The organism is Streptomyces sp. NPDC044719 (assembly GCF_056433405.1).
In genome coordinates this window covers 46,481-67,162 of record NZ_JBWKHE010000016.1, presented here as the reverse complement: position 1 = coordinate 67,162, position 20,682 = coordinate 46,481, and the positions used below count along the sequence as shown (strand labels likewise).

Annotated in this window: 25 protein-coding genes and 4 pseudogenes; 18 read left to right on the top strand and 11 right to left on the bottom strand. The window is 69.4% G+C overall.

The annotated features are described in order from the left end of the window. The first annotated feature begins 43 nt into the window (after window positions 1–43). Complete coding sequence (locus tag AC07DF_RS40415) at window positions 44–193, top strand: hypothetical protein (protein ID WP_478982428.1); 150 nt, start codon at window positions 44–46, stop codon at window positions 191–193. 133 nt (window positions 194–326) lie between these two features. Here AC07DF_RS40415 and AC07DF_RS40410 read toward each other — a convergent pair whose 3' ends face one another. Continuing rightward, complete coding sequence (locus AC07DF_RS40410; protein WP_478982426.1) at window positions 327–719, bottom strand: hypothetical protein; 393 nt, start codon at window positions 717–719, stop codon at window positions 327–329. Window positions 720–1,159: 440 nt separating this feature from the next. Between AC07DF_RS40410 and AC07DF_RS40405 the strand changes: the two are divergent. The 3 genes and pseudogenes from AC07DF_RS40405 to AC07DF_RS40395 form a co-directional block, all read left to right on the top strand. Then, window positions 1,160–1,351: pseudogene (locus AC07DF_RS40405) on the top strand (hypothetical protein); the annotation flags it as partial. A 32-nt stretch (window positions 1,352–1,383) separates the two neighbouring features. After that, a complete protein-coding gene (locus AC07DF_RS40400; RefSeq protein ID WP_478982424.1) occupies window positions 1,384–2,331 on the top strand; it encodes a serine hydrolase domain-containing protein in 948 nt (315 codons plus the stop codon). 9 nt (window positions 2,332–2,340) lie between these two features. After that, the gene (locus AC07DF_RS40395; RefSeq protein ID WP_478982422.1) at window positions 2,341–2,595 is read left to right on the top strand and encodes a hypothetical protein; all 255 of its coding nucleotides are present in this window, start codon (window positions 2,341–2,343) and stop codon (window positions 2,593–2,595) included. A 289-nt stretch (window positions 2,596–2,884) separates the two neighbouring features. Here AC07DF_RS40395 and AC07DF_RS40390 read toward each other — a convergent pair whose 3' ends face one another. Together AC07DF_RS40390 and AC07DF_RS40385 are read right to left on the bottom strand one after the other, a co-directional pair. Next, window positions 2,885–3,082, bottom strand: coding sequence for a hypothetical protein (locus AC07DF_RS40390; protein WP_478982420.1), 198 nt, complete (start codon window positions 3,080–3,082; stop codon window positions 2,885–2,887). Between the two features lie 452 nt (window positions 3,083–3,534). Next, window positions 3,535–4,557 carry an SGNH/GDSL hydrolase family protein gene (locus tag AC07DF_RS40385; RefSeq protein ID WP_478982418.1) on the bottom strand — a complete coding sequence of 341 codons (1,023 nt, stop codon included), beginning with the start codon at window positions 4,555–4,557 and terminating at the stop codon, window positions 3,535–3,537. On the opposite strand from AC07DF_RS40385, the gene AC07DF_RS40380 reads away from it, so the two are divergent. Beyond that, a complete protein-coding gene (locus AC07DF_RS40380; protein WP_478982416.1) occupies window positions 4,556–4,930 on the top strand; it encodes a P-loop nucleotide/nucleoside kinase family protein in 375 nt (124 codons plus the stop codon). The genes AC07DF_RS40385 and AC07DF_RS40380 overlap by 2 nt on opposite strands. Window positions 4,931–4,940: 10 nt before the next feature. Here the strand turns inward: AC07DF_RS40380 and AC07DF_RS40375 are convergent, their stop codons facing one another. The 3 genes and pseudogenes from AC07DF_RS40375 to AC07DF_RS40365 form a co-directional block, all read right to left on the bottom strand. Then, entirely contained in the window at window positions 4,941–5,531 is a 591-nt protein-coding gene (locus AC07DF_RS40375; protein ID WP_478982414.1) for an IS630 family transposase, read from the bottom strand. Further along, the gene (locus AC07DF_RS40370; protein WP_478982481.1) at window positions 5,528–5,845 is read right to left on the bottom strand and encodes a winged helix-turn-helix domain-containing protein; all 318 of its coding nucleotides are present in this window, start codon (window positions 5,843–5,845) and stop codon (window positions 5,528–5,530) included. Before AC07DF_RS40370 ends, AC07DF_RS40375 begins: the two co-directional genes overlap by 4 nt. Window positions 5,846–5,859: 14 nt before the next feature. After that, window positions 5,860–6,042 (bottom strand): annotated as a pseudogene (locus AC07DF_RS40365) (helix-turn-helix domain-containing protein); the annotation flags it as partial. 128 nt (window positions 6,043–6,170) lie between these two features. Here AC07DF_RS40365 and AC07DF_RS40360 point away from each other — a divergent pair. Beyond that, a pseudogene (locus AC07DF_RS40360) lies at window positions 6,171–6,935 on the top strand (IS5 family transposase); the annotation flags it as partial. Window positions 6,936–7,397: 462 nt separating this feature from the next. On the opposite strand, the gene AC07DF_RS40355 reads toward AC07DF_RS40360, so the two are convergent. Continuing rightward, complete coding sequence (locus AC07DF_RS40355; RefSeq protein ID WP_478982412.1) at window positions 7,398–8,732, bottom strand: MFS transporter; 1,335 nt, start codon at window positions 8,730–8,732, stop codon at window positions 7,398–7,400. 72 nt (window positions 8,733–8,804) lie between these two features. On the opposite strand from AC07DF_RS40355, the gene AC07DF_RS40350 reads away from it, so the two are divergent. Beyond that, a complete protein-coding gene (locus tag AC07DF_RS40350) occupies window positions 8,805–9,878 on the top strand; it encodes a GlxA family transcriptional regulator (protein WP_478982410.1) in 1,074 nt (357 codons plus the stop codon). A 136-nt stretch (window positions 9,879–10,014) separates the two neighbouring features. Here the strand turns inward: AC07DF_RS40350 and AC07DF_RS40345 are convergent, their stop codons facing one another. After that, window positions 10,015–10,239, bottom strand: a complete 225-nt coding sequence (locus AC07DF_RS40345; protein WP_478982408.1) for a hypothetical protein — start codon at window positions 10,237–10,239, stop codon at window positions 10,015–10,017. 170 nt (window positions 10,240–10,409) lie between these two features. Here AC07DF_RS40345 and AC07DF_RS40340 point away from each other — a divergent pair, with 170 nt between their 5' ends. Together AC07DF_RS40340 and AC07DF_RS40335 are read left to right on the top strand one after the other, a co-directional pair. Then, a complete protein-coding gene (locus AC07DF_RS40340; RefSeq protein WP_478982406.1) occupies window positions 10,410–10,538 on the top strand; it encodes a hypothetical protein in 129 nt (42 codons plus the stop codon). A 27-nt stretch (window positions 10,539–10,565) separates the two neighbouring features. After that, window positions 10,566–11,081: a hypothetical protein gene (locus tag AC07DF_RS40335; protein ID WP_478982404.1), complete on the top strand. Its 516-nt coding sequence runs from the start codon at window positions 10,566–10,568 to the stop codon at window positions 11,079–11,081. A gap of 124 nt (window positions 11,082–11,205) precedes the next feature. Here the strand turns inward: AC07DF_RS40335 and AC07DF_RS40330 are convergent, their stop codons facing one another. Beyond that, window positions 11,206–11,676 carry an SDR family oxidoreductase gene (locus tag AC07DF_RS40330; protein ID WP_478982479.1) on the bottom strand — a complete coding sequence of 157 codons (471 nt, stop codon included), beginning with the start codon at window positions 11,674–11,676 and terminating at the stop codon, window positions 11,206–11,208. A gap of 292 nt (window positions 11,677–11,968) precedes the next feature. Continuing rightward, entirely contained in the window at window positions 11,969–12,871 is a 903-nt protein-coding gene (locus tag AC07DF_RS40325) for a helix-turn-helix transcriptional regulator (protein ID WP_478982402.1), read from the bottom strand. 118 nt (window positions 12,872–12,989) lie between these two features. On the opposite strand from AC07DF_RS40325, the gene AC07DF_RS40320 reads away from it, so the two are divergent. From AC07DF_RS40320 to AC07DF_RS40280, 9 genes and pseudogenes are all read left to right on the top strand, one after another. Continuing rightward, window positions 12,990–13,955 carry a quinone oxidoreductase family protein gene (locus AC07DF_RS40320; protein ID WP_478982400.1) on the top strand — a complete coding sequence of 322 codons (966 nt, stop codon included), beginning with the start codon at window positions 12,990–12,992 and terminating at the stop codon, window positions 13,953–13,955. Window positions 13,956–13,975: 20 nt separating this feature from the next. Then, the gene (locus AC07DF_RS40315; protein WP_478982398.1) at window positions 13,976–14,359 is read left to right on the top strand and encodes a DUF2255 family protein; all 384 of its coding nucleotides are present in this window, start codon (window positions 13,976–13,978) and stop codon (window positions 14,357–14,359) included. 79 nt (window positions 14,360–14,438) lie between these two features. After that, complete coding sequence (locus AC07DF_RS40310; protein WP_478982395.1) at window positions 14,439–14,825, top strand: nuclear transport factor 2 family protein; 387 nt, start codon at window positions 14,439–14,441, stop codon at window positions 14,823–14,825. Between the two features lie 54 nt (window positions 14,826–14,879). Next, on the top strand, window positions 14,880–15,923 hold the full coding sequence (locus tag AC07DF_RS40305) for an alcohol dehydrogenase catalytic domain-containing protein (protein ID WP_478982393.1): 1,044 nt from the start codon (window positions 14,880–14,882) through the stop codon (window positions 15,921–15,923). Between the two features lie 559 nt (window positions 15,924–16,482). Next, entirely contained in the window at window positions 16,483–17,250 is a 768-nt protein-coding gene (locus AC07DF_RS40300; RefSeq protein WP_478982477.1) for an SDR family NAD(P)-dependent oxidoreductase, read from the top strand. A 273-nt stretch (window positions 17,251–17,523) separates the two neighbouring features. Further along, window positions 17,524–18,651 (top strand): alpha/beta hydrolase, encoded by a 1,128-nt coding sequence (locus AC07DF_RS40295; protein ID WP_478982391.1) that lies wholly within the window; start codon window positions 17,524–17,526, stop codon window positions 18,649–18,651. Between the two features lie 38 nt (window positions 18,652–18,689). Continuing rightward, complete coding sequence (locus AC07DF_RS40290) at window positions 18,690–18,920, top strand: DUF2255 family protein (protein WP_478982475.1); 231 nt, start codon at window positions 18,690–18,692, stop codon at window positions 18,918–18,920. Between the two features lie 178 nt (window positions 18,921–19,098). Beyond that, entirely contained in the window at window positions 19,099–19,644 is a 546-nt protein-coding gene (locus tag AC07DF_RS40285; protein ID WP_478982389.1) for a cyclophilin-like fold protein, read from the top strand. Window positions 19,645–19,698: 54 nt separating this feature from the next. After that, window positions 19,699–20,377, top strand: a pseudogene (locus tag AC07DF_RS40280) (transposase); the annotation flags it as partial. A 14-nt stretch (window positions 20,378–20,391) separates the two neighbouring features. Here the strand turns inward: AC07DF_RS40280 and AC07DF_RS40275 are convergent. Next, window positions 20,392–20,667: a hypothetical protein gene (locus tag AC07DF_RS40275; protein WP_478982387.1), complete on the bottom strand. Its 276-nt coding sequence runs from the start codon at window positions 20,665–20,667 to the stop codon at window positions 20,392–20,394. Window positions 20,668–20,682 lie beyond the last annotated feature (15 nt).

Here is a 20,682-nt window from a genome sequence, read left to right as displayed (position 1 = left end):
GCGGGTCGCCCTTCCGTCGGAACGTCTCCCAGTAGCGGGCGAGGTGCCGCAGGGTGGCGTCGGATCGGTCGATCACGACCATCAGCTGCGGCACACCGTCAAGGTCGCCGTCGAGGGCGATGCGGCGCTCCAGCTCGGAGCCGAGGCCGACCAGGGCGTCGTGGATGCCGGCAACGTTGCCACGGTTGCGTGACCGTCGGCAGGTCCTTGGCCCGCAGGTGGGCGGGTGAGCGTGGGCGCCCTTGGGGCAGTCCCCAGCGCCCCGGTAGATGCATCGTCGAGTTCCGCGACCCGGCCACCAGAGGTGCCGGGTACTCCAGCCCGCATCAGTCGTCGTTCAGAGCCTGTCCGGCGTGCAGGAGATCCATCCGGGCGCGGACGTACGCCTCGGCTCTGGGCGTGTACAGCAGGACCACGCCCGGGACCGCGAGCGCCACGCCGAGGAGAAGTGTGGTGCCCCCGTAGAGCGGGTCGGCGAGGGCGAACGGCGTGGCGAACACCAGCGTCACGGCCGTCAGAGCGGTCACTGCGGTCCGGGCTGTACGCCGTCCACGGCCGGCCCGGATCCCGAACCAGAAACAGGCCAGCACGAGCCCGGCCGTCAGGTTCTGCACTCCCGGGTCGGAGGACGACGCCACGGCCGCCACGAATGTTCCCAGGATCACCAGGATCACCGCGAGGGTCACGCTTCCGGGCCGGCGGGCGTCGTCGGGGCTCATCGGTGTTCTCCCTCTGTCTCGGTGCAGGAGTACGGCCTTGCGGAGCGGCGCGGCACACGAGCGGTAGCGCCCCGCGCCGCCCCGGGATCTCCCTTGGTATCCATCACACCGCCTTGCACCGTTGTTCAGCAGCCCGGTCGCGGCACAGAACAATGCCGCGTGAACCCTCACGTGCCCCACGGGGCAGGCAGGGCTCCACTACGCGTGCGACCGGACTCAGGCGCTCCCTGCCTGGTCGCCCGGACGGACGCCGGCAGGCCTTCCCGTCGCGACCAAGCAGCGCGAGGGCTACAACCGCGTCAGGGAGTTCGGCGACTGGATCGACGCCGACCGCGACGGCTGCAACACCCGCCAGGAAGTCGTCCGGCCAGGAGTTCGACGTCCACCTCAAGGTGGCCATCACCTTCGAGGACGAAGTCGAGCACTAATTCAGCTTCCGCTTCCACCACAACGAGACGGATGACGGCCCCGACTTCGTCACCCTCGACGAGTTCCGCTCCCCCGAGACCGCGATGATTGACGGCGAGAAGTACAACGTGGTCATCAGCGGGTTCAAACAGGACGGAAAGATCACGCGGGCAGCAACCCCTAGGTGGGGTCCCAGACCCCTTTTCCGGGGCATCCCCCCATAGTGTGAGGATCGGGCAGTTGGTGAGCTGTTCTCATGAGCCATCGCCAGTCCTTTCGTGGACTCTTCGTCGCCCTTGCCGTTGCAGCCGTCTCCTTAGGAACGCTCGCCACCGCACCAGCCGGGCCACCCCACCCCCACCAGACGCCGCCCCGATTACACGCGAAGACCCAGGCCGCGCTGAACGAGATCGTCGCGCAGGGCACCCCCGGCGTCATCGCTCAGGTGCGAGACCCACGCGGGGTGTGGGAGGGCCGGGCCGGTGTCAGGAAGCTGGGATCCGAGCGGCCGAGGAGCACTGCCGAGAAGTTTCGTATCGCCAGTGTGACCAAGACCTTCACCGCCACGGTGCTGCTCCGGCTCGAGGCCGAGGGCCGGCTCTCGCTGGACGAACGCGTCGCAAAGTGGCTGCCCGGGGTGGTGCGCGGCAAGGGCTACCGGCCCCGGAGCATCACTGTGCGGCACCTGCTGAACCACACGAGCGGCGTCTTCGACTACAACATGGACGAGGGCTTCCGCGCCCGGTACGCGGGGGACGACTTCGACCGGAACCGCCATTTCAGGTGGTCCCCGCAAGAGTTGGTGGACATCGCACTCGCCCACCCGCCCAACTTCCAGCCGGAGCAGGGCAGCAGGCCCGGCGAGCCCGGCCGATGGGACTACTCCGACACCAACTACGTCCTCGCCGGCATGGTCATCGAGAAAGCCACCGGCGGCACCTACGCGCGGGCCGTCGAGCGCATGGTCATCCGGCCGCTCGGCTTGCACGGCACGAGCGTGCCGGGCGCCTCGCCCCTGCTGCCCGCACCGCACGCGAGGCACTACTCCACGCTGTTCGAGGACGGGCCCAAGGCGAGGGTCCGCGACGTCAGCGAGTTCAGCCCGACCGTTGCCTTCTCCGCCGGGCAGATGATCTCGAGCGTGGGAGACGTGAACACCTTCCTGTCCAGGCTGCTGGCCGGTGACTTGCTGCCACCGGCCTAGCAGCGGCAGTTGCTGGACGCAGTGCCCGTCGACGGAGACAAGGGGCACGGCGCTCCGGAGGACCTTTACGGCCTCGTCATACAGCACTTCAAGCTCAAGGAGGGCTGCTGGGCCTGGGGCCACGGCGGCATGATCCCGGGCTCCGCGACCCGGGCGCTCGTTTCGGCGGACGGCCGGCACGTCATGACCATGAACCGCAACGGCGACTGGGGCGATCAGCGGCTGGAGGACGCGACCGCCGAGACCGAGTTCTGCGAACTCTGACGGACTCGTGCCGTTGCAGGACTGCGCTCGTCCAACCGGCGACACTAGCACCGCGTATGCGGTCCAGGACCTGTTCCCCCGCACAGACTCGACCGCGTCCTTCTCCGCTGACCGGCCGGTGACTGGCTTTGTTCACGAGAACCGGACAGCAGATGTTCACGCGACCGGGAGACGTCTGGCCTGGGGAGGAATCGAACCAAGCAGGCGTTGGCCCGCCCGTAACGGGAAGGCGGGCCAACACCTCGGCCTACCCCGGGATCCCTGTGTCGAGGTCCTGGTTGTCCGAGAACTACTTGGTGATGCCGTACGTCCGCAGAATGCCTTCTGCGATCGCGACGAGTTCGCTGAGCCCCGGGCCTACGGGCCCCTCGGCAGCAGCGAGCGCCGGCTTCTGCGGGGTTTCGGGTGCGGCGGCCTGGGCGGGAGTCGCCAGGAACAGGGGCATGGCCATGAGGGCGATGGCCCCGAGTACGGTGCGCGGCTTCATGCCGTGATCAACGGTCCAGCACATCATGAGTCACGTAGCCCGCCATCGATTGGGCAAGATGTCGCCGGCCTGAGCCGCCCTGCCGCGATGACCGAGTCATCCGCCCCCTCCCACCCCGGAACGACGCTGCCGAGATGCCATTCGAACAGCAACGCCACCCGCTGCCTCCCGGTCTCGTGAACATTTGCCGTCCGATCTCGTGGACAGCCACTCTCGACAGCAGGCCGCAACCGACGGCAGCGGCAGGCCCGTCCTGTTGATCGTGCGACTCTCACTGCCCCAACGCCGGCGATGCCGCGGCAGGAGCCGGGCGGTGCCGGACTGCCAGCCGACCGGTGCCGGCCCCGGGGCGCTGCGCGGCAAGGCCCCAGGTCCGGACCCGGGGCCTCGTTCAGGAGCGGATGTCGCACGTCAGAGCACAGGCCATCCGGTTCGGAGCTGAGTAGAACCGGTCAGCGGTTGAGGACTGCCTCGATCTTGGCAGCCACCCGCTCGGCCTGGATGTCACGGCCCTTCTCGTTGGGGTGTGCGTACCACGGGATCGGCTGGCCGAATTCGAGCTTGGAGCCTTCCAGCAGGCCGCCGATGCCCCGGTTGGCGCCGTCGCACGCCGTGTTGTCCCCGGTGTGGCCGTAGAGGTCCACGAAGTCGGCGCCCTCATCCGCGACGGCCTTCTTCATGACGTCGTCCAGCCGCTTTTGGACCTGGTCCAGGATTGGCAGCGCGTCCTTGGGGATGTCGGCGAACGGCAGTTCCGTCTGGCCGGGGGCCGCGGTCAGGCACTTGGCCGTGTCCTTGGGCACGAGCCGGGGATAGCCGACCAGGACGCGCTCGGCGACCGGAGCGAAGTAGCTCATGCGCAGGAGCATCTCCTCCAGGTCCCCTTCGACCCGCTGGAACTGGTAGTCCAGCCATGCCTTTCCGTCTTCCGACTCGAGGAAGTCCCGGCACTCGCCCGCCGGTTTGTTAGGGTCCACCGGCTCTCCGGGCAGCAGCGCTCCCTCGTTGCCCCGGAGCTTGGCGGAGCACTGCTTGAGGATGCTGGTGAAGCCCAGCGTGTTGCCGCCCATACCGCCCACGACCAGCTGGGTGTTTTCCTTGAGCGCGTCCTGCTGCGCCGGGACCGTCCCGCCGCCGAGCATCTCCTGTTCCTTCCAGAAGTGTTCGACGAGCGCGCCTCCGCAGGAGACGTCCGACTGGACGTCCAGTGTGATGCCGTTGTCGGCCAGGCGCAGGGTGGCGACGGCGGGATAGTTTTCCGTGGCCTGGTAGCACCAGCCCCTCTCGTTGTCCTGGTCGTTCGTGGGGGCGATGCCGAAGTTGGCGGTGTAGGAGTCGCCGAAGAAGACGGTCGGCACCGGGTCCGCGGGTGCCGCGCCGGCGGGTGCCGCCGGGACGGCGAGCGCCAGGAAACTGCCCAGCGCGACGGCCGCGGCGGCCAGCCGTGCCCGTCGGGTTTTCGTCGTCTTACGCATGGCCGAAGGCATGTCTGTGCCCTTTCGTCGAGCCCTACGAGCAGAGGCGAATGAGTCGGTCCACTACGGGCTCTGGGGCCGCGATGAACGGTCGGCACTGCGCTGGCTGGCCCGCTCGGCCGGGGCAGCATGTCAGGTGGTCTACGTGCCCGTGGACAAGGACGTCCAGCTCGCCCGCATCGCGCACCGCCAAGCGACGAAACCGCATCAGACGTTTCCCATGAGCGAGGGCGACGTAGACCAATGGCGGGAGCAGTTCCAGGTGCCTGACGCCGCCGAACTCGCCGGGGGCGAGATCCCCACCCCGCCGGCGGGGCGGCCGGGTTGGCCGGAGTGGGCGGAAGACCACTGGCCCTCGTGCACCGACAGCTAAGTACCTGTTTCTACTGATCTTTTCGTAAGTTCGGTGGGTGTGCTGGGTGGATGGTCAGGCCGGTGTGGGCGAGAAAGGACCATGGCAGTTGTTGGTTGTGGTTGATGCGGTGGATGCCTTGTTCGGTGGCGTCGGCGACATCGGCGAGGTGGTCGCCGGCGAGGTTGGCGAGTTCACGCTTCTTGAGCGAGGACCACAGCAGTTCCACCGGGCTCAGCTCGGGAGCGTAGGCGGGTAATCGCTCCAGAGTGAGCCAGTCCTGCTCGGCGACCCATGCGCGCATCGCCCGGCTCCAATGGGCCGACAGGCCGTCCCAGACCAGCACCACTCGCTCGCCGCGGTAGAACGCCTTCATCTGCTCGAGGACTTCGATGAGGGCGGTGGTGTCGTAGCTGCCGGGCTTGAGGTGGAAGCACAGACGGGCCCCGCGTTCGGGATCGGTGGAGTGGTAGCCCAGGGCCCCGGCCATCGACGCCCGCTTCCAGTTCAGGCGGTGCCGCAGCAGCGGGGTCCGGCCACGGGGTGCGTAGGTGCGGCGGATCTGAGGCAGCAGGGAGACACCCGATTCGTCGAGGAACACGATCCAGGCACGTGTGTTCACGGCCCCTTTTTGATGCGCGGCCACTCGTGCGCGATCCAGCGAACGATCTCGGACTCGTCCCGCTCGACCGCCCTCCGCTCGGGACGTTGCAGACTCCATCCGAGTCGGCCGGCCAGCAGTCGCCACACCGACGCCCGCGACAACGCCACCCCCGTTATCTGCTCCACGACGGCGCCGACTCGCTCCAGGGTCCACAGGTCGGCCTCGAAACCATGAGCCTGAGCTCCTCGCGCCAACGCGGCCCGGACCATCTCGACCTGGGCGTCGTCCAGCTTGCGGGGGCGACCGGTAGCCGCACGCCGCCGCAGGGCCAAACGCCGCCTCCCTCCCACACCCGACGCCAACGCCGCACACTCTCGGCACACACACCCACCGCCCGCGCGATCTCCGCATTCGAGGCGCCCTCCTCGAACAACTCGACCGCCCGAACACGCCGTGCCTCCGCCAACTGAGGCCGCGACAAAGGAGGAAGAGACGAGCCGGCAGCCGAAGGCGAAGGTCGATAAGCCACCCCAAAAGCCTCCCACTCGCAAGGCCAGCACACCCACCGAACTTACGAAAAGATCAGTAACTGATCGTTTCAGAATGAGTTGAGCCGCGGGTCTTGTGCCCGGCGATCTTGGCCGACAGGGTTTCTGGGTGCGTGCTGATCTTGTTCCGGATGATCTAGGAGCGAATGGCTCCGCTGTTGCCACCAGCTCCCGAGCGGCGGCCGCGCTATCCCGGCCGACTGCCTGTTCCCGTCCGGGCGGCCTTCGCGGGAATCATGTGCGTGCTGCGTACCGGTGTCGCGTGGCGCGACGTTCCTGCGGAGGCAGTGGGCTGCTCCGGGGTGACCGCATGGCGCCGGCTGCGGGACTGGACCGAGGCCGGCGTCTGGCCGAGGCCGCATGCCGCCTTACTGCCCGAGTTGCCTCGCGCCGACCTGCTGGACCTTGCGACTGTGCCGTGGACGGCTCGCATGTCCGCGCTCTGAAAGGGGGGATCATGTCGGGCCCTCACTCGTCGACCGAGCGCGTCCCGGCTGGAAGCACCACCTGATCGTCGACCGCACGGCACCCCACTCACCGTCACGCTCACCGGCGGCAACCGACACGACATCACCCAGCTCCTGCCCTACTGGACGCGGTCCCGCCAATCCGGGGCTTGAGAGGACGGCCTCGCCACAAGCCCCGAAGGGTGTATGCCGACCGGGCTACGACTTCGACAAGTACCATCGCCTGCTGTGGAAGCCTGACGTCAACCGTTGATCGCCCGGCGCGGCGTCGCTGACGGCTCCGGCCTGGGCAAGGTGCGCTGGGTTGTCGAGGGTGCCTTCGCCTGGCTGCAGCAGTTCAAGGGCTCCGTGTCCGATACGAACGGCACGCTGACCTCCACCTCGGCCTGCTTCAACTCGCCTGTAGCAAGAGTGCCTCTGCCTTGGAGCGCCGGAATCCGGACCAGGTCGGGGACAAGCGGCCGGGGGGTGGGGCGATTCCGGCCCCCTTCAAAATCTCCCATACGGTGGAGGGGGCGCCGAGCGCGGGAACGCTGCGGCGGGTGGCTGATCGGGCTGGGCTCCGATGAGCGGGAGGGGCTCCGGCGTTGATGTCGAGGCCCTCTCCGCGCTTTCGGGCGGGCGGTCAGTTGCAGCGATCACTTGTCAGCACCGCACTCACCCCGACTTCCTCCAGTGCGTCGATGATGCGGTGGGTTCGCGCGGAGTATCTCGTCCCCGTCCAGCGTCTCCACCCTGCGGTACCTCTCCCTCAGTTGGGCGGCGATCGTTCCCGCGATCGTGGTCCTTGCCCGAGTTCGGCAGCTCCGTGGCCACGATCGCACCGGGCCAGCACCTGCAGATCGGGCCCGTCTTCATATCGGTCACCTTCACCGGTCTTGTCGGTTCGCGGAAGAGTCGGTCGGATCGTGCTGTGACCCCCGAACCACCGAACGCGAAGCGGCCTTTGTCGGCCGCTTCGCAGGATCGGAGCCGTGCAAAGCCCGGTAGGTCGTCCAGGCGAGGGTCAGGACCGCCAGCATGGCGGCCACCAACAGCAACTCCGACGGCGGCACCACGTGTTCGATCAGAGCGAGCAGATAAGGTGCCCCGAAGCCCAGGTAGGCGAAGGCCTGGAAGATCGCGGTCAGCCGGCCCAGCTTCTCGATGCCGGCCATGCGCTGCACCTCCATCAGTCCGCACACCAGGCAGCAGCCGTAGCCCGCGCCGAGCACCAGCGCGGCGCCGGCGACGATCCACCAGTGCGCGTGCGCCGCGGCCACCGCGCCGAGCACCAGCCCGCCCACCACGATGCCCAGCGCGGTCGCGATCAAGTACGGCTTGTCCGGGTGGCTGACCCCGCGCGCCAGCGGCTGGACGACGATGCCCGCGACCATGGTCAGCATGGTCACGACCGAGCTGAACATCAGCGCATTGTCACCGAGCCGGTCCAGCACCAGGCCGGGCAGATAGGCCAGCGCGATGGAGGACGCGCCGAACACCCAGGGCGCCAGCGGCGCGACGACCGTCCAGAACTGGCGGTTGCTCTCCTCAGGCAACCGCAGGCGAGACCAGAGGGGGGCGTCCCTGTTGGCCGCGTTGGCCTCCGGCGTGTGCAGTACGAACGGCACGGCTGCCAGGGTGAGCACCACGTGCGGCACGTAGGAGCTGACCACCGGGTCCGGCGCCGCATGCGCCAGCAGACCCGCGACCAGCGGGCCCACCGCGAAGCCCATGGTCATGCCGATCGTCGCGCGGCGGGCGCCGGTGTGCTCGTCCTGGCCGGAACCGCTGACGGTGAGTTCCTTGATCCACGCGGTGCCCGAGCTGAACGCCGCTCCGCTGGCGGCACCGGCGACCAGCCGGCCGACGAACAGCCATCCGATCCCTGACCCGGCCAGCATGAGCAGCCCGCTGGCGAGCTCGGAGATGACCAGCGCGGGCACCAGCACCCGACGTCGGCCGTACCGGTCGGAGAACGGGCCTCCGAGCAGCAGCCCGGGGATCAGCCCCACCGCGTACAGGGCGTAGGTCGCCTCCACCGTCGTCGTCGGGACGCCCAGCTCCGAGCGGTACATCAGCAACAGCGGCGCGAACTGGTTCGCGCCCCAGCCGACGGCAGCAACCCCCGAAGCGATCGCCAGCCAGGCCCGGCCGCCCGCACCGGAGAACCGGGCCTCGCCCCGGGGGGCCTCTGGGGACGTATGCGATGTCGGGTAGCTCATGCATACGACACTGACGGCGGTCCGCGAGGGTCCTCAAGTGGCCGAAACGACATTCAGCGTACAGTTTGTGCCATGACGCGAGTCGCACTGGCCGTCACGGACGGGATGCCGCTGTTCGAACTCTCCATCCCCTGCACGATCTTCGGCCCCGGTAACCCCGAGGCAGCCGGGGCCGGCTACGAGCTGGTCGTCTGCGGGGCCCCGGGAGCCAATGTCGGAGGCTGGCTGCGCTCGGAGACCCCGCACACGCTGGACGACCTGGTGGAGGCCGACACGGTGATCGTCCCCGCCTGCGACGAGGCCATGGAGCGGGCGCCTGCCGGCCTGGTGGAGGCGGTGCGCGCGGCACACGAGCGGGGCGCGCGGGTCGCCTCCATCTGCACCGGAGCGTTCGTGCTGGCCGCCGCCGGGCTGCTCGACGGACGCCGCGCGACCACCCACTGGATGTACACCCGGCGACTGGCCGACGACTATCCGCGGGTCGATGTGGACCCCGGAGTCCTCTACATCGACGAGGGGGACGTACTCACCTCGGCGGGACAGGCGGCGGGGATCGACCTGTGCCTGCACATGGTCCGCAGCGATCTCGGTGCGACCATGGCCAACACGCTCGCCCGGCGGCTCGTGATCGCTCCGCACCGCGCGGGCGGACAGGCGCAGTTCATCGCCAGCCCGCTGCCGGACGGGCACGGCTCGGGAACCGGAGGCGACCAGTACGGTCTACCGACCCTGCTGGACCAGACGAGGGAACGCCTCCACGAGCCGCTCACGGTCGCCGAGCTCGCCCGCCGGGCGAACATGAGCCTCCGCCACTTCAGCCGCCGCTTCATCGCGGTCACCGGCACCAGCCCCCTGCAGTGGCTCCTCACCCAGCGCATCCGCCGCGCACAGGAACTCCTGGAGACGACCGACAGCAGCATCGAGCAGATCGCCGAACAGGTCGGCATGGGGACGGCCACCACCCTGCGCCGGAACTTCCATCGCATCGTCGGCGTCTCTCCGAGCGCCTACCGGCGCACGTTCTCCGAGTCCCGTGGCGCGGCCAGAAGTGAGGGAAACCCTGGCTGCGCGCCCGCGCCGAATCAGCCTCGACTGGGCCGCGACATGCTGTTCACCGCCCGAAGCTTGGACGAGACGTTGCCATGAAGTGGCGTTCAGGGCGTAGCCATGTTCTTTGACCTTCTCGAAGGCCCGGTAGTGCGTCTTGATGTCTGCATTGACGGGGAGTGCGGGAGCGAAGTGGCCGGACGAGATCAGGTCGCCGCAGGAACAGCCGCCGCCGTTAGTCGAGTTCAGCGACGAGGAGATCGACGGCGCGCTCGCGCTCATGGACAGCATGACCCGTGAGGACCTCGAGGGAAGCGAAGCGGGAACACCCCGAGCCGCCGAAGAAGAAGGCCGCGAAAAAGCAACCGGCCAAAAAGACGTCCGGCGCCGGCCGCTCTGTCGATGACTGCTTGCTGACAGCCCACGTCCCCGATTGTTGGCAGCAGTTGGTGATCGGCATGCTGGGGAATGTAGGTGAGTTTCGATAGCGGGGGGGCGCCGCCGCTTCAGAGCCAGACGGTGATGGTGACGGTGGCCGGGACGAGTGTGCCAGCAAGGCAGAGGAGCCAATAGAGGGATGCCGGAAGTTGGGTTCGACGGGCAAGGGGCCGGTCGGCGATCCACCAGAGGATGACGCTCTCGGCCACCCCGCGCAAGCAGACAGGCCTGGCAACGATCCTCGCCGGACGGGTCGAGATCCTCGACGCCGACAGGGCGGCCGCCGTTCAGCGGCGCCGTGCCGACAGCGAACAGTGCTGACAGCGAGTCCATACCATCCCGGCCGCGATGCGCAAGAGCCGCCAGGCCCTCTCCGACGCGAAGATCACCCGGCGGGCCGCCGTCAACCCGCAGTGCCTTCAACGCCACCGCGGCCTCAAAGCGGGAGCCGAAGCCGTCCGCGCCCAGCTCGCCGGGGACGGGCTGCGGGCGGCGGCAGCAGCGACCGCCCGCAAGGAGGCGGCCCCCGAAGTCGAGAACCGCATGCTCCTGGAGCAGAACGCCGCCCTGCAACGGATCCTTCGCGAAGTCCGGAACAAGCTGTGCACGCTACGCGCCCACAAACTGGGCGCTCGCCTCCGCGACGACGACCTGGACGCCCACTCGCTGCGCAACACGGAGAGGGAGGAACTGCGCGAGCAACGAGACGCAGCACTCGCAGCTGGCCGCCAAGGAGAGACCGCCATGCAGGCGATCCGTAACGTCAACCAGCGGCTGATGGTTGAGAACAGCCGGCTGATCGCCGCAGATACTCTGAACACAACCCGGGCAGCCTCAGTCTCCCCCAAGCCGCCCGCCCCTTGAGAAGCCTGCCCCCGCCGGGCGGCCGGCGGAGGGCACGGACAAGGAACGGAAGCCTCTGGAGGGAGCCAGTCCTCAACTCAAGACTGGTACCGGAACCCTGCTGTTCACGATCGCGTTGGCTCCATCAACCCGGGGCCGCTGATGAACCAGGCCTCCAGTGGCCCGTGGTCGGCTGCGGCCCCTGGTGGCCGGGCGGGTCTGCCCGCCAGAGCAGTTTTTCGGCCGGGTCGAAGCGCGGCGTGAGCCGCCTGCCTCCGCTCCCCCACTTTCGTTGCACGGCGCGTCGATACCGACCACGCGAAGGGCGTGACAAGGGTCGAAGTTCCCCTTCGCCTCGGTCGTGGACGTGAAGGCCCACTGGAGACGTCAAGGGATGAGGAGAACCATGATCGCGCGGCGTTCGTCCATCGCCTTGTAGGCGTCGGCGGCCCGCTCCAGCGGGAGGTCGATCAGCTGCGGCAGGTACTGACGGACGGGGGCGGGGCCGGATGCCGGCGTTGTTGAAGGCCATGTCGAGCCGGCGGAAGGTTTCGACGACCTGGTCGGCCGCGGCGGCGACCTGTGCTTCGTCGGTGACGTCGCAGGCGGTGCCGATCGCGGTGCCCCGCGTCGACGAGCGACCGTAACGCCTGATCGACGGCGTCGGCGCTGCGGTCCAGGAGTGCGACGGCCGCCCCGTTCTCGGCGAAGCCGCGGGCGGCGGCGAGGCTCATGCGGAGGCGGCCCCGGTCGCGAGGGCGACCTGGCCGGCGAAGTCGTAGTGGGGGGTTCGTCATTGCGTTCCCCATCATTCGGTGCCCTGCCCTGGGCAGCATCGGGGTCGCCTTCCGGCGATGTGCTGGAGGCGTGTAGCGGAGAAGGTTCTTCCTCGCGGACCGTGGCGAGGGTCAGCCGCGGCGCTGGTCTGCGGGATCGTCCGCCTTCTGCGGGACCGCCTCGGCGTTCGCCTTCCGCGTCTGGGCCCAGGAGGCGAGCAGGACGAGGCCGTCGGCGCTCGGGCTGCCCGGCACGGCGGTGTAGGTGACGACCGAGACGTCGGGGTCGCCGGGCAGGTCGAAGTCGGTGTACTCGAGGTCGAGGGTGCCGACCGCCGGGTGGTGGATGGCCTTGCGGCCGCGGGAGTGGCGGCGCACGGCGTGCTTGGCCCACCGGGCGGCGAAGTCGGCGCTGCGGGCGGAGAGCTCGCCGATCAGGTCGGTCGTCCTCCTGTCCAGCGGGTCGCGGCCGGCGGTGGCGCGGAGCACGGCGACGAGGAGGTCCTTGCTGGCGTCGATGTCGGCGTAGAAGCCCTCGGCGCGCGGGTCGAGGAACACGAAGCGGGCGAAGTTCGGCGGCTGCTCGGCCATGTCGTCGAGCGGGGAGTAGAGGGCGCGGCCGAGGTCGTTCGCGGCCAGGAGGTCCAGCCGGCCGTTCTGGACGATGGCGGGCACGCTCATGGAGTCGAGGACCTGCTGTACCGCCGCCGTGATCGGCGCGGCGGTCTTGGGCCGCTTGCGGCGGGAGCCGGGCGCGACGTTTCGTGCCAGGTCGTAGAGGTGGGCGCGCTCGTCGTCGTCGAGCTGCAGCACGCGGGCGATCGCGTCGAGGACGCTCTCGGACGCGCCGCCGAGGCGTCCGCGCTCCAGGCGCGTGTAGTACTCGACGCTGACGCCGGCGAGCATCGCGACCTCCTCGCGGCGCAGGCCCGGGACGCGGCGGTCCCCGCCGACGTACGGCAGACCGGCCTGATGGGGCGTGACCGCGGCACGGCGGCTCATCAGGAAGTCCCTGATCTCCTTCTGAAACTCCATGTCTCAAGGCTAGGGCGGCCATTCCCTCAGTGGGGGTCCCTGAGAGTGCCTGGCAGCGCCCCGGGGACGCGGATGACGCTGGATGGGCACTTACGGATCGTGCTGGAAGGAAGAGCATATGAAGGCCATCGGCCTGAACACCTACGGCGGCCCCGAGGTACTCCAGGTGGTGGACCTGCCCGAGCCGCGTCCCGGCACCGGCGAGGTCCGGGTGCGGGTGCGCGCGGCCGCGATCGCACCGGTCGACGCGCTCATGCGCACCGGGGCGTTCGCCGCAGCGCACGAAGAGCTCGAGCCCCCGTTCGTGCCCGGAATGGAGATCTCCGGCGTCCTCGACGAGGTCGGCCCCGGCGCCGAGTTGGAGCCCGGCCTGGCCGTGGGCGATCCGGTCGTCGCGTTCGTCGACTTCGCCGGCGCGCACGGCGGCTACAGCGACGTCGTCGCCCTGCCCGTGGCGTCGGTGACCCGCGCCCCGGAAGGCGCGGGCTTCATCGAGGCGGCGTCGTTCGTGAACAACTCCCTGACCGCCCGCAACGCCCTGGACGCGCTGGCCCTGGAGCCGGGGGAAACCCTGCTGGTCACCGGTGCCGCCGGATCGGTCGGCGGATACCTCGCCCAGCTCGGCACGGACGAGGGCCTGCGGGTCGTCGCGGTCGCCGCCGAGTCCGACGAGGACCTGGTCCGCTCCTTCGGGGCCACCGACTTCGTCGCCCGCGGCGAGGACGCGGCGCAGCGGGTCCGCGACCTGTTCCCGGACGGGGTCGACGCGGTGGCCGACGCCGCGGTCCTCGGCGATGGGATCGTCGGCGCGATCCGCGACGGTGGCCAGATCGCAAGCTTCCGCGCCTACGACGGACACCCCGGACGGGGCATCCGCTCCCACGTGCTCAACGTCCGGGAGCGGGCCACTGACCACGCGGCGATCTCGCGGCTGCGCGAGCTCGTGGAGAAGGGCGTGCTGAGCATGCGCGTGGGCCGCGTCCTGCCCGCCGCCGAGGCGGCCGAGGCGCACCGCCTGATGGAGAGCGGCGGAACCCGCGGACGGATCGTCCTGGAGTTCCCTGTGGAGAAGACCGACACGTGACGACCGGACAGGAGACGCCCATGACCGTATGGCCTGCGGAGACGATCGAGAAGATCGCCGCCACCGACGACCTGCACACAGCCCCCTACCGCGCCGATGGGAAGACCACCGGCACCTTGACCTGGATCTGGTCGGTCGTGGTCGACGGGCGGCTGTTCGTGCGCGCCTACAACGGCACCCGCGGACGCTGGTACCGCTCCGCGATCGCGCAGCGCGCCGGGAAGATCACCGCCGCCGGCAGCGAGCACCCGGTCGCCTTCGCCCTGGTCGACGGTCCGGAGCTGAACGACAGGATCGATCAGGCCTACCAGGAGAAGTACGCGGGCAGCCCGTATCTGCCGCCCATGATCGCCACGGGCCCGCGGGCCGCGACGGTGGAGATCGCCCCGCGCGGCGCGGCCTGAGCTGCGCCGGTCCGACGCGTGACATACGAGCGCGTCCCCTCGTGCCCCCCACCATCCACCGAACCCGAGGAGCATCTGCGTGGCACCAGCGCCGCAGGAGACCGTCGACCTGCTGAACGACTACTTCGGCGCGCTGGAGGCGAAGGACTTCGACCGCCTCCGCGCCTTCTACGCCGACGACGTGACCCTGACCTTCGCCAACCACCCGACCATCACCGGCGCGGACGACGTGCTCGCCCTCATGGCCGACCTCGTGGGCAAGCTCGAGCGCATCGAGCACGGCCTGCTGCGGGTGTGGCAGGAGGACGACGGAGTCGTGATCCTCGAGGTGCGGTGCGTCTACCACCTGAACGACGGCGGCGTCATCGAGATCACCGCCTGCTCGATCTTCGCCATCACGGACGGCAAGCTCGCCGACATGCGCCTCTACGTCGACCACGCCCCGGTCGACGCCGTCCTCGGCTGACCCGCCCGCCCGCACGCATCGGACCCACCACTCATCGACAGGAGAGACCCCCTCATGCGCGCAGCGCTCATGCACTCCGCCGGCGACGTCCGGATCGAGGACGTCCCCGATTCCCGCATCAAGCACCCCACCGACGCCCTGGTGCGGATCACCGCGTCCTGCATCTGCGGCTCCGACCTGCACCCCTACCACTCGATGACCGCCGAGGCCGGACCGGCCCGGATGGGCCACGAGCTCCTCGGCGTCGTCGAGGAGGTGGGCGCGGACGTCGCCACCCTGAAAAAGGGCGACCTCGTCGTCTCCCCGTTCGCCGTCTCCGACGGCGTCTGCCAGTTCTGCCGAGAGAACCTGCAGACCTCCTGCAGCCATCACGAGGCGAACTTCTGGGACGGCATCGCCGACGAGGGCGGCCAGGCCGAGGCGGTCCGCGTGCCGCTGGCCGACGGCACCCTGGTGAAGCTGCCGGTGGGCGCCGACTCGGCGCTGATCCCGTCGCTGCTCACCCTCGCCGACGTGTACGGCACCGGCCACCACGCCGCGAAGACGGCCGGGGTCAAGCCCGGCGACAGCGTGACCGTGATCGGCGACGGCGCGGTCGGCCTGCTGGCCGTGCTCTCGGCCAAGCGGCTCGGGGCCGAGCAGATCGTCCTCATGGGCCGCCACAAGGCCCGCACCGACCTCGGACGCGAGTTCGGGGCCACCGACGTCGTCGCCGAGCGCGGCGAGGAGGGCATCGCGAAGGTCCGCGAGCTCACCGCCGGACACGGCTCCCACGCCGTGCTGGAGGCCGTCGGGCACCTTCCCGCCTACGAGCAGGCCATCGGCGTCGTCCGCCCCGGCGGCGTCATCAGCCGCGTCGGCGTCCCGCAGTACGAGGACGCGCCGATCGGCTTCGCCAGCCTGTTCCGCCACAACATCCGCCTCGCAGGGGGCCCGGCCCCGGTGCGTGCCTACATCGAGGAGCTGATGCCCGCCATCCTCGACGGCACCATAGAGCCGGGCAAGGTCTTCGACGCCGTCACGGATCTCGAGGGCGTGCCAGCCGGGTATCGCGACATGGACGAGCGGAAGAGCCTCAAGGTCCTCGTCCGTCCCTGATCGCTATCGCGCTCCTCTCGATGGTCCACAGCGCCGGGGTCATCGACGGGCCGCCGCTGCTGCCGGCCAACGTCGTCGCCCCTCCGCGGTCACCACGCTGGTCCCGGCCCCACGACTGGTCTACCTGTCCAGCAGCACGCACCGCGGCGGCACCCCAGACCTCTCCCGCGCCGACTGGGCCGGGACGCGCGAGACCTTGTCGTACTCCGACAGCAAGCTCCTGGTCATCGCGCTCGTGACAGCGATCGCGCGGCTGCGGCCCAGTGTGCCCTCCCGCCAGGTTGGCCCCGGCTGGGTGCCGACCAGGATGGGCGGCCCGTCGGCCAGCGGCGACCTCGCCCTCGCCCACGTCACCCAGGCCTGGCTGGCCACGACCGAGGATCCCGAGGCGCTCGTCTCCGGCCGGTACTGGTTGCGCCAGAGGACCGAGGAACCGCACCCGGCCGTGCGCGACGAGCGGTTCCAGGACGAGCTGCTCGCAGCATCGGCCGAGCACCGGGATCGAGCTGCCCCGCGACTTGCCTCGACCCTCAGCACCGAATCAGAAGGAGCACCGCCCATGACCGTCACCTACGACTTCACCGGCAAGACCGCGTTCGTCACCGGCGGCAGCGCCGGGATGGGCGAGGCCGCGGTCCGCGCCTTCGCCGAGGCAGGGGCCGCAGTCGCGATCGTCGACCGCGACGCCGGCTCGGGCCGGCGGCTCGCCGACGAGCTCGCCGTCAAGGGGCAGAGGGCCATCGCGGTGGCCTGCGATGTCGCCGAGGAGGACCAGGTCGCATCGGCCGTCCGCGCGACCGTCGAGGCCTTCGGCAGCCTGGACATGGCGTTCAACAACGCCGGGATCATGCTCCCGCCGGTGGACTCCGCCGACGAGACCGCCGAGGCGTTCGACGCGCTCGTGGCGGTCAACCTCAAGGGCGTCTGGGCGTCTATGAAGCACGAGCTGAAGCAGATGCGCGAGCAGGGCTCCGGCGCGATCGTGAACTGCTCGTCGCTGGGAGGCCTTGTGGGCGGCGCGGGCCGTACCACCTACCACGCCACCAAGCACGGCGTGATCGGCGCGACCAAGTCCGTCGCCCTGCAGTACGGCAAGCACGGCGTGCGCTGCAACGCCGTCTGCCCCGGCACCATCGAGACCCCGATGGTCGCCCGGATGGCCGCCGGCGGCGAGTTCGACACCGAGGCGGCCGCGGCGGGAGTGCCACTGGGCCGGCTCGGCCGCCCCGAGGAGATCGCCGCCGCCGTGCTGTGGCTGTGCTCCGACGCCGCCGGCTACGTCACCGGCGCGGCCCTTCCCGTCGACGCCGGCCACACCGCGCAATAGGACCGCGCAATAGGAGGGACGGCCACGAGATGGACGACCACGTCCGCGCAGCGCTCGATATCGCACCCTACGCTCCCGCCTTGGACCGGACCATCGACATCACGACCCACGGGGCGAAGAGCGGGGAGCAGCACCGGTCCGAGCCCTTGTACCCCCCTTAAACCCGACCTGTCACGCCTGGCGCAGAAGCGCTGCCTGGAATCGCGCCCGGTCACGACAGTACCGACCGCCACACCCCTTTCCACCACTGATCGAATAGATGAGGTTCACTCCATGGAACGTCGCAAAGCGCTCGGGCTGATCGCCGCCACCGGCGCCGCCACCGCCGCCTCCTTCACGGCTCTGCCCGCCTTCGGTGAGGATTCCGGACGCGCGGCAGGCGCCACAGGACAGGGCAAGTCCGCGGCCAAGGGCGGCTACACGTTCGCGCTGGACAAGAACGTCAAGCGGACCTCGGTGCGGTTCAAGAACCGCTACGGCATCGAACTCGCCGCGGACCTCTACGTGCCGAAGAACGCCAGGGGCAAGCTGCCCGCCCTGGCGGTCAGCGGCCCGTTCGGCGCGGTCAAGGAACAGGTCTCGGGGCTCTACGCCAACGAGTTCGCCCGCCGCGGCTACATCTCCCTCGCCTTCGACCCCTCCTTCACCGGGGAAAGCGGCGGCAGGGTGCGCGACGTGGGCTCGCCCGACATCAACACCGAAGACTGGAGCGCCGCCGTCGACTTCCTCGGCCTGCAGAAAATCGTCGACCGCGAGCGGATCGGCGCGCAGGGCATCTGTGGCCTGAGCGGCATGGCTCTCACCGCGGCGGCCGCGGACAGCCGTATCAAGGCGGTCGCCACGTCCGCGATGTACGACATGTCGCGCGCCATGTCCCGCGGTTACCAGGACTACTACACGCGTGAGCAGCGCCAGAAGGTCGTGGATCACCTGAGTCGGCAGCGCTGGATCGACGCCGAGAGGGGCACCTACGCGCGGCTCTCCGCCGAAGTCCCCTTCGACGAGAACGGCAACGTCGCCCCCTCCGACCGCGGTCTGCCCGAGACCCTCCCGGCGGACGCCGACCCGATCACGACGATGTTCTTCAACTACTACCGCACCAAGCGCGGCTACCACCCGCGCTCGATCAACTCCACCACCGCGTGGACCGGGACCACGCCGATGTCGTTCTTCGCCTTCCAGCAGATGACGAACATCGACATGCTCGCGCCCCGCAAGGCCCTTCTGGTGACCGGATCCCAGGCGCACTCCCGCTACTACTCCGAGGACGTCCAGAAGATGGCGCCCGACACCGTCGACCTCCTGGTCGTCCCCGGCGCGGACCACGTCGACCTGTACGACCGCAAGGACATCATCCCCTTCGGCAAGCTCGACGAGTTCTTCACCAAGAACCTCGCCTGACCGAAAGCGCTCCATGACAGGCCGGTACCCCCGCCGGCCTGTCGTGGAGTCCGGGGCCACTATGGGCGCACCGAAGCACCCTGCAGACGTCTCCTCCGTACGTCGGTGAGCCAAGTCTGGTCGCGTTCGCCGCCGCGGATCCGTCGCTCAAGGATCAGATCGACGCGGCCTACCGCAACAAGTACGCCAGCAGCCCGTACCTGCCACCGATACTCGCTGCCGGCCCCCAGGCCGCGACCGTCGAGATCACCCCACGTCAGCCCGCCTGAGATGGATGTCTTCGCCTCCGACGAGCACGTCCGGACCCCAGCGGCGGCAGAACCTGCATCACCACGGCCGACGCCTCACCTCGTACCGGCCGTGCCTACGTCTCGGCCCGCTCCTGCGTCTGGCACCGACTACGTGAGCACAGAGGAATCGAGATGCTCAGAGAGAGAAGTTTTCCTCATGAAGTTGAAGACCATGTCCGCGGCTGGTGTTGCCTCCCTCCTGCTGGCGCTGACTGCCTGCACGTCGACGCCCGTAGAACCCGAGGACTCCCCGAGCTCTGGATCCGCCACGGCGCCGTCATCGAGGCCCACAACGCCGGACAACACTGCCGACGCCAGTGAGAAGACAGGCGATGAGATCGTCGGCGCCGTGATCCGGTTCTCCTCCGATGCGACCTCGGTGGACGTGACGGTCGACGAGGACAACCCTGCCGTCCGCGACTTCATGTCGATGCTGCCCCTCACCCTCACGTTCGAGGAGTATGCCGGCGAGGAGAAAATCAGCTACCTGCCCCGCAAGCTCGAATATGCGGGTTCCCCGGGGTCGGCCCTGGGGCAAGGAGACCTGCTCTACTTCGTGCCCTGGGGGAACATCGGCTTCTGGTACTCGGGCGAGGGCACCCCTCCTTCCGACCAGACCATCCACCTGGGCACCTACGACGCCACGCTCGAGCAGCTGGAGCAGCTCGAAGGCGAGCGCGTCACTGTCGCGATCACCGACTGAGTAATCGTCTCGCGCCGTCCTCATACAAAGGCAGACGCGAAATCTCCCGATACCGCTGGCTACGACGCCCCGCGCATGGCCCACCTCCTGGCCGGCCTCCCGGTCGAAGTGCTCTGGCGGATGCGTTCCGACCGCGTCATGCGACGGCCGACGCCCACGCCCACGGAGTACGCCCGGGCCTATCCCCAGGGTGGGCGACCGCCGAAGCACGGCAAGGAGTTCCGCTTCGCCAGGCCCGACACCTGGGGCGAGCCGGACGCGGCCACGACGCAGGTCACCGACCGGTACAGCACCGCCCACACCAAGGCCTGGGACCGCATCCATCCCCGACTGACCACCCACTCCGCCTGGATCGACCACACCGGCGAACTCCCCATCATCGAAGGCACGCTGATCCGCCTCAAGGTCGACCGCCTGCCTGCCGGAGGCGACCCGCTCCCGCTCTGGCTCTGGTCGTCCGCCACCGGCCTGAACAGCCAAGGACGTCGACGTGCGCTGGCAGGCGTTCCTGAGGAGGTTCGACAAGCCCGGCCGGCTCACCCCGGCCCGAGGCCGCAGCAGGTATCGGAACCTCCGCCCTCACCTGCACTGCCCCGCTCAGGCACCAAAAAATCTCGCAACTCCCGGACCGGGAAGGCCACCTGGCTCGAAGAACCGGCGGCCCGCCACCCGCTACGGCGTAGGCAAGACCGTGAAACGACCCGAAAGCATCACCGAACGCGATCAACTCAGAGGCGGAACACCACGTCAGAATGGAACAGCCAGCCCAGACTCACGCAATCGGAGCAGCGCCACGCCCATGCACTCGGCGACCGAGGCCCCGTCGGCCCTCAACCCACCGTCCAGCGGCCCACCAGAAGCAGCGAATGTCCACGCCGGCTGACCGTCACGCATGCGCTCCGCATCGACCCGGATCATGGCACCGACCCCCTGCTCGCCTAGCCACTCCAGGATGGACAGCGTCACGTCCTCGACGCCACTGTCGAGATCCGCTTCGGGCCGCCGCCCCGTCCCCTTGACCATGGCCACAACCCTATT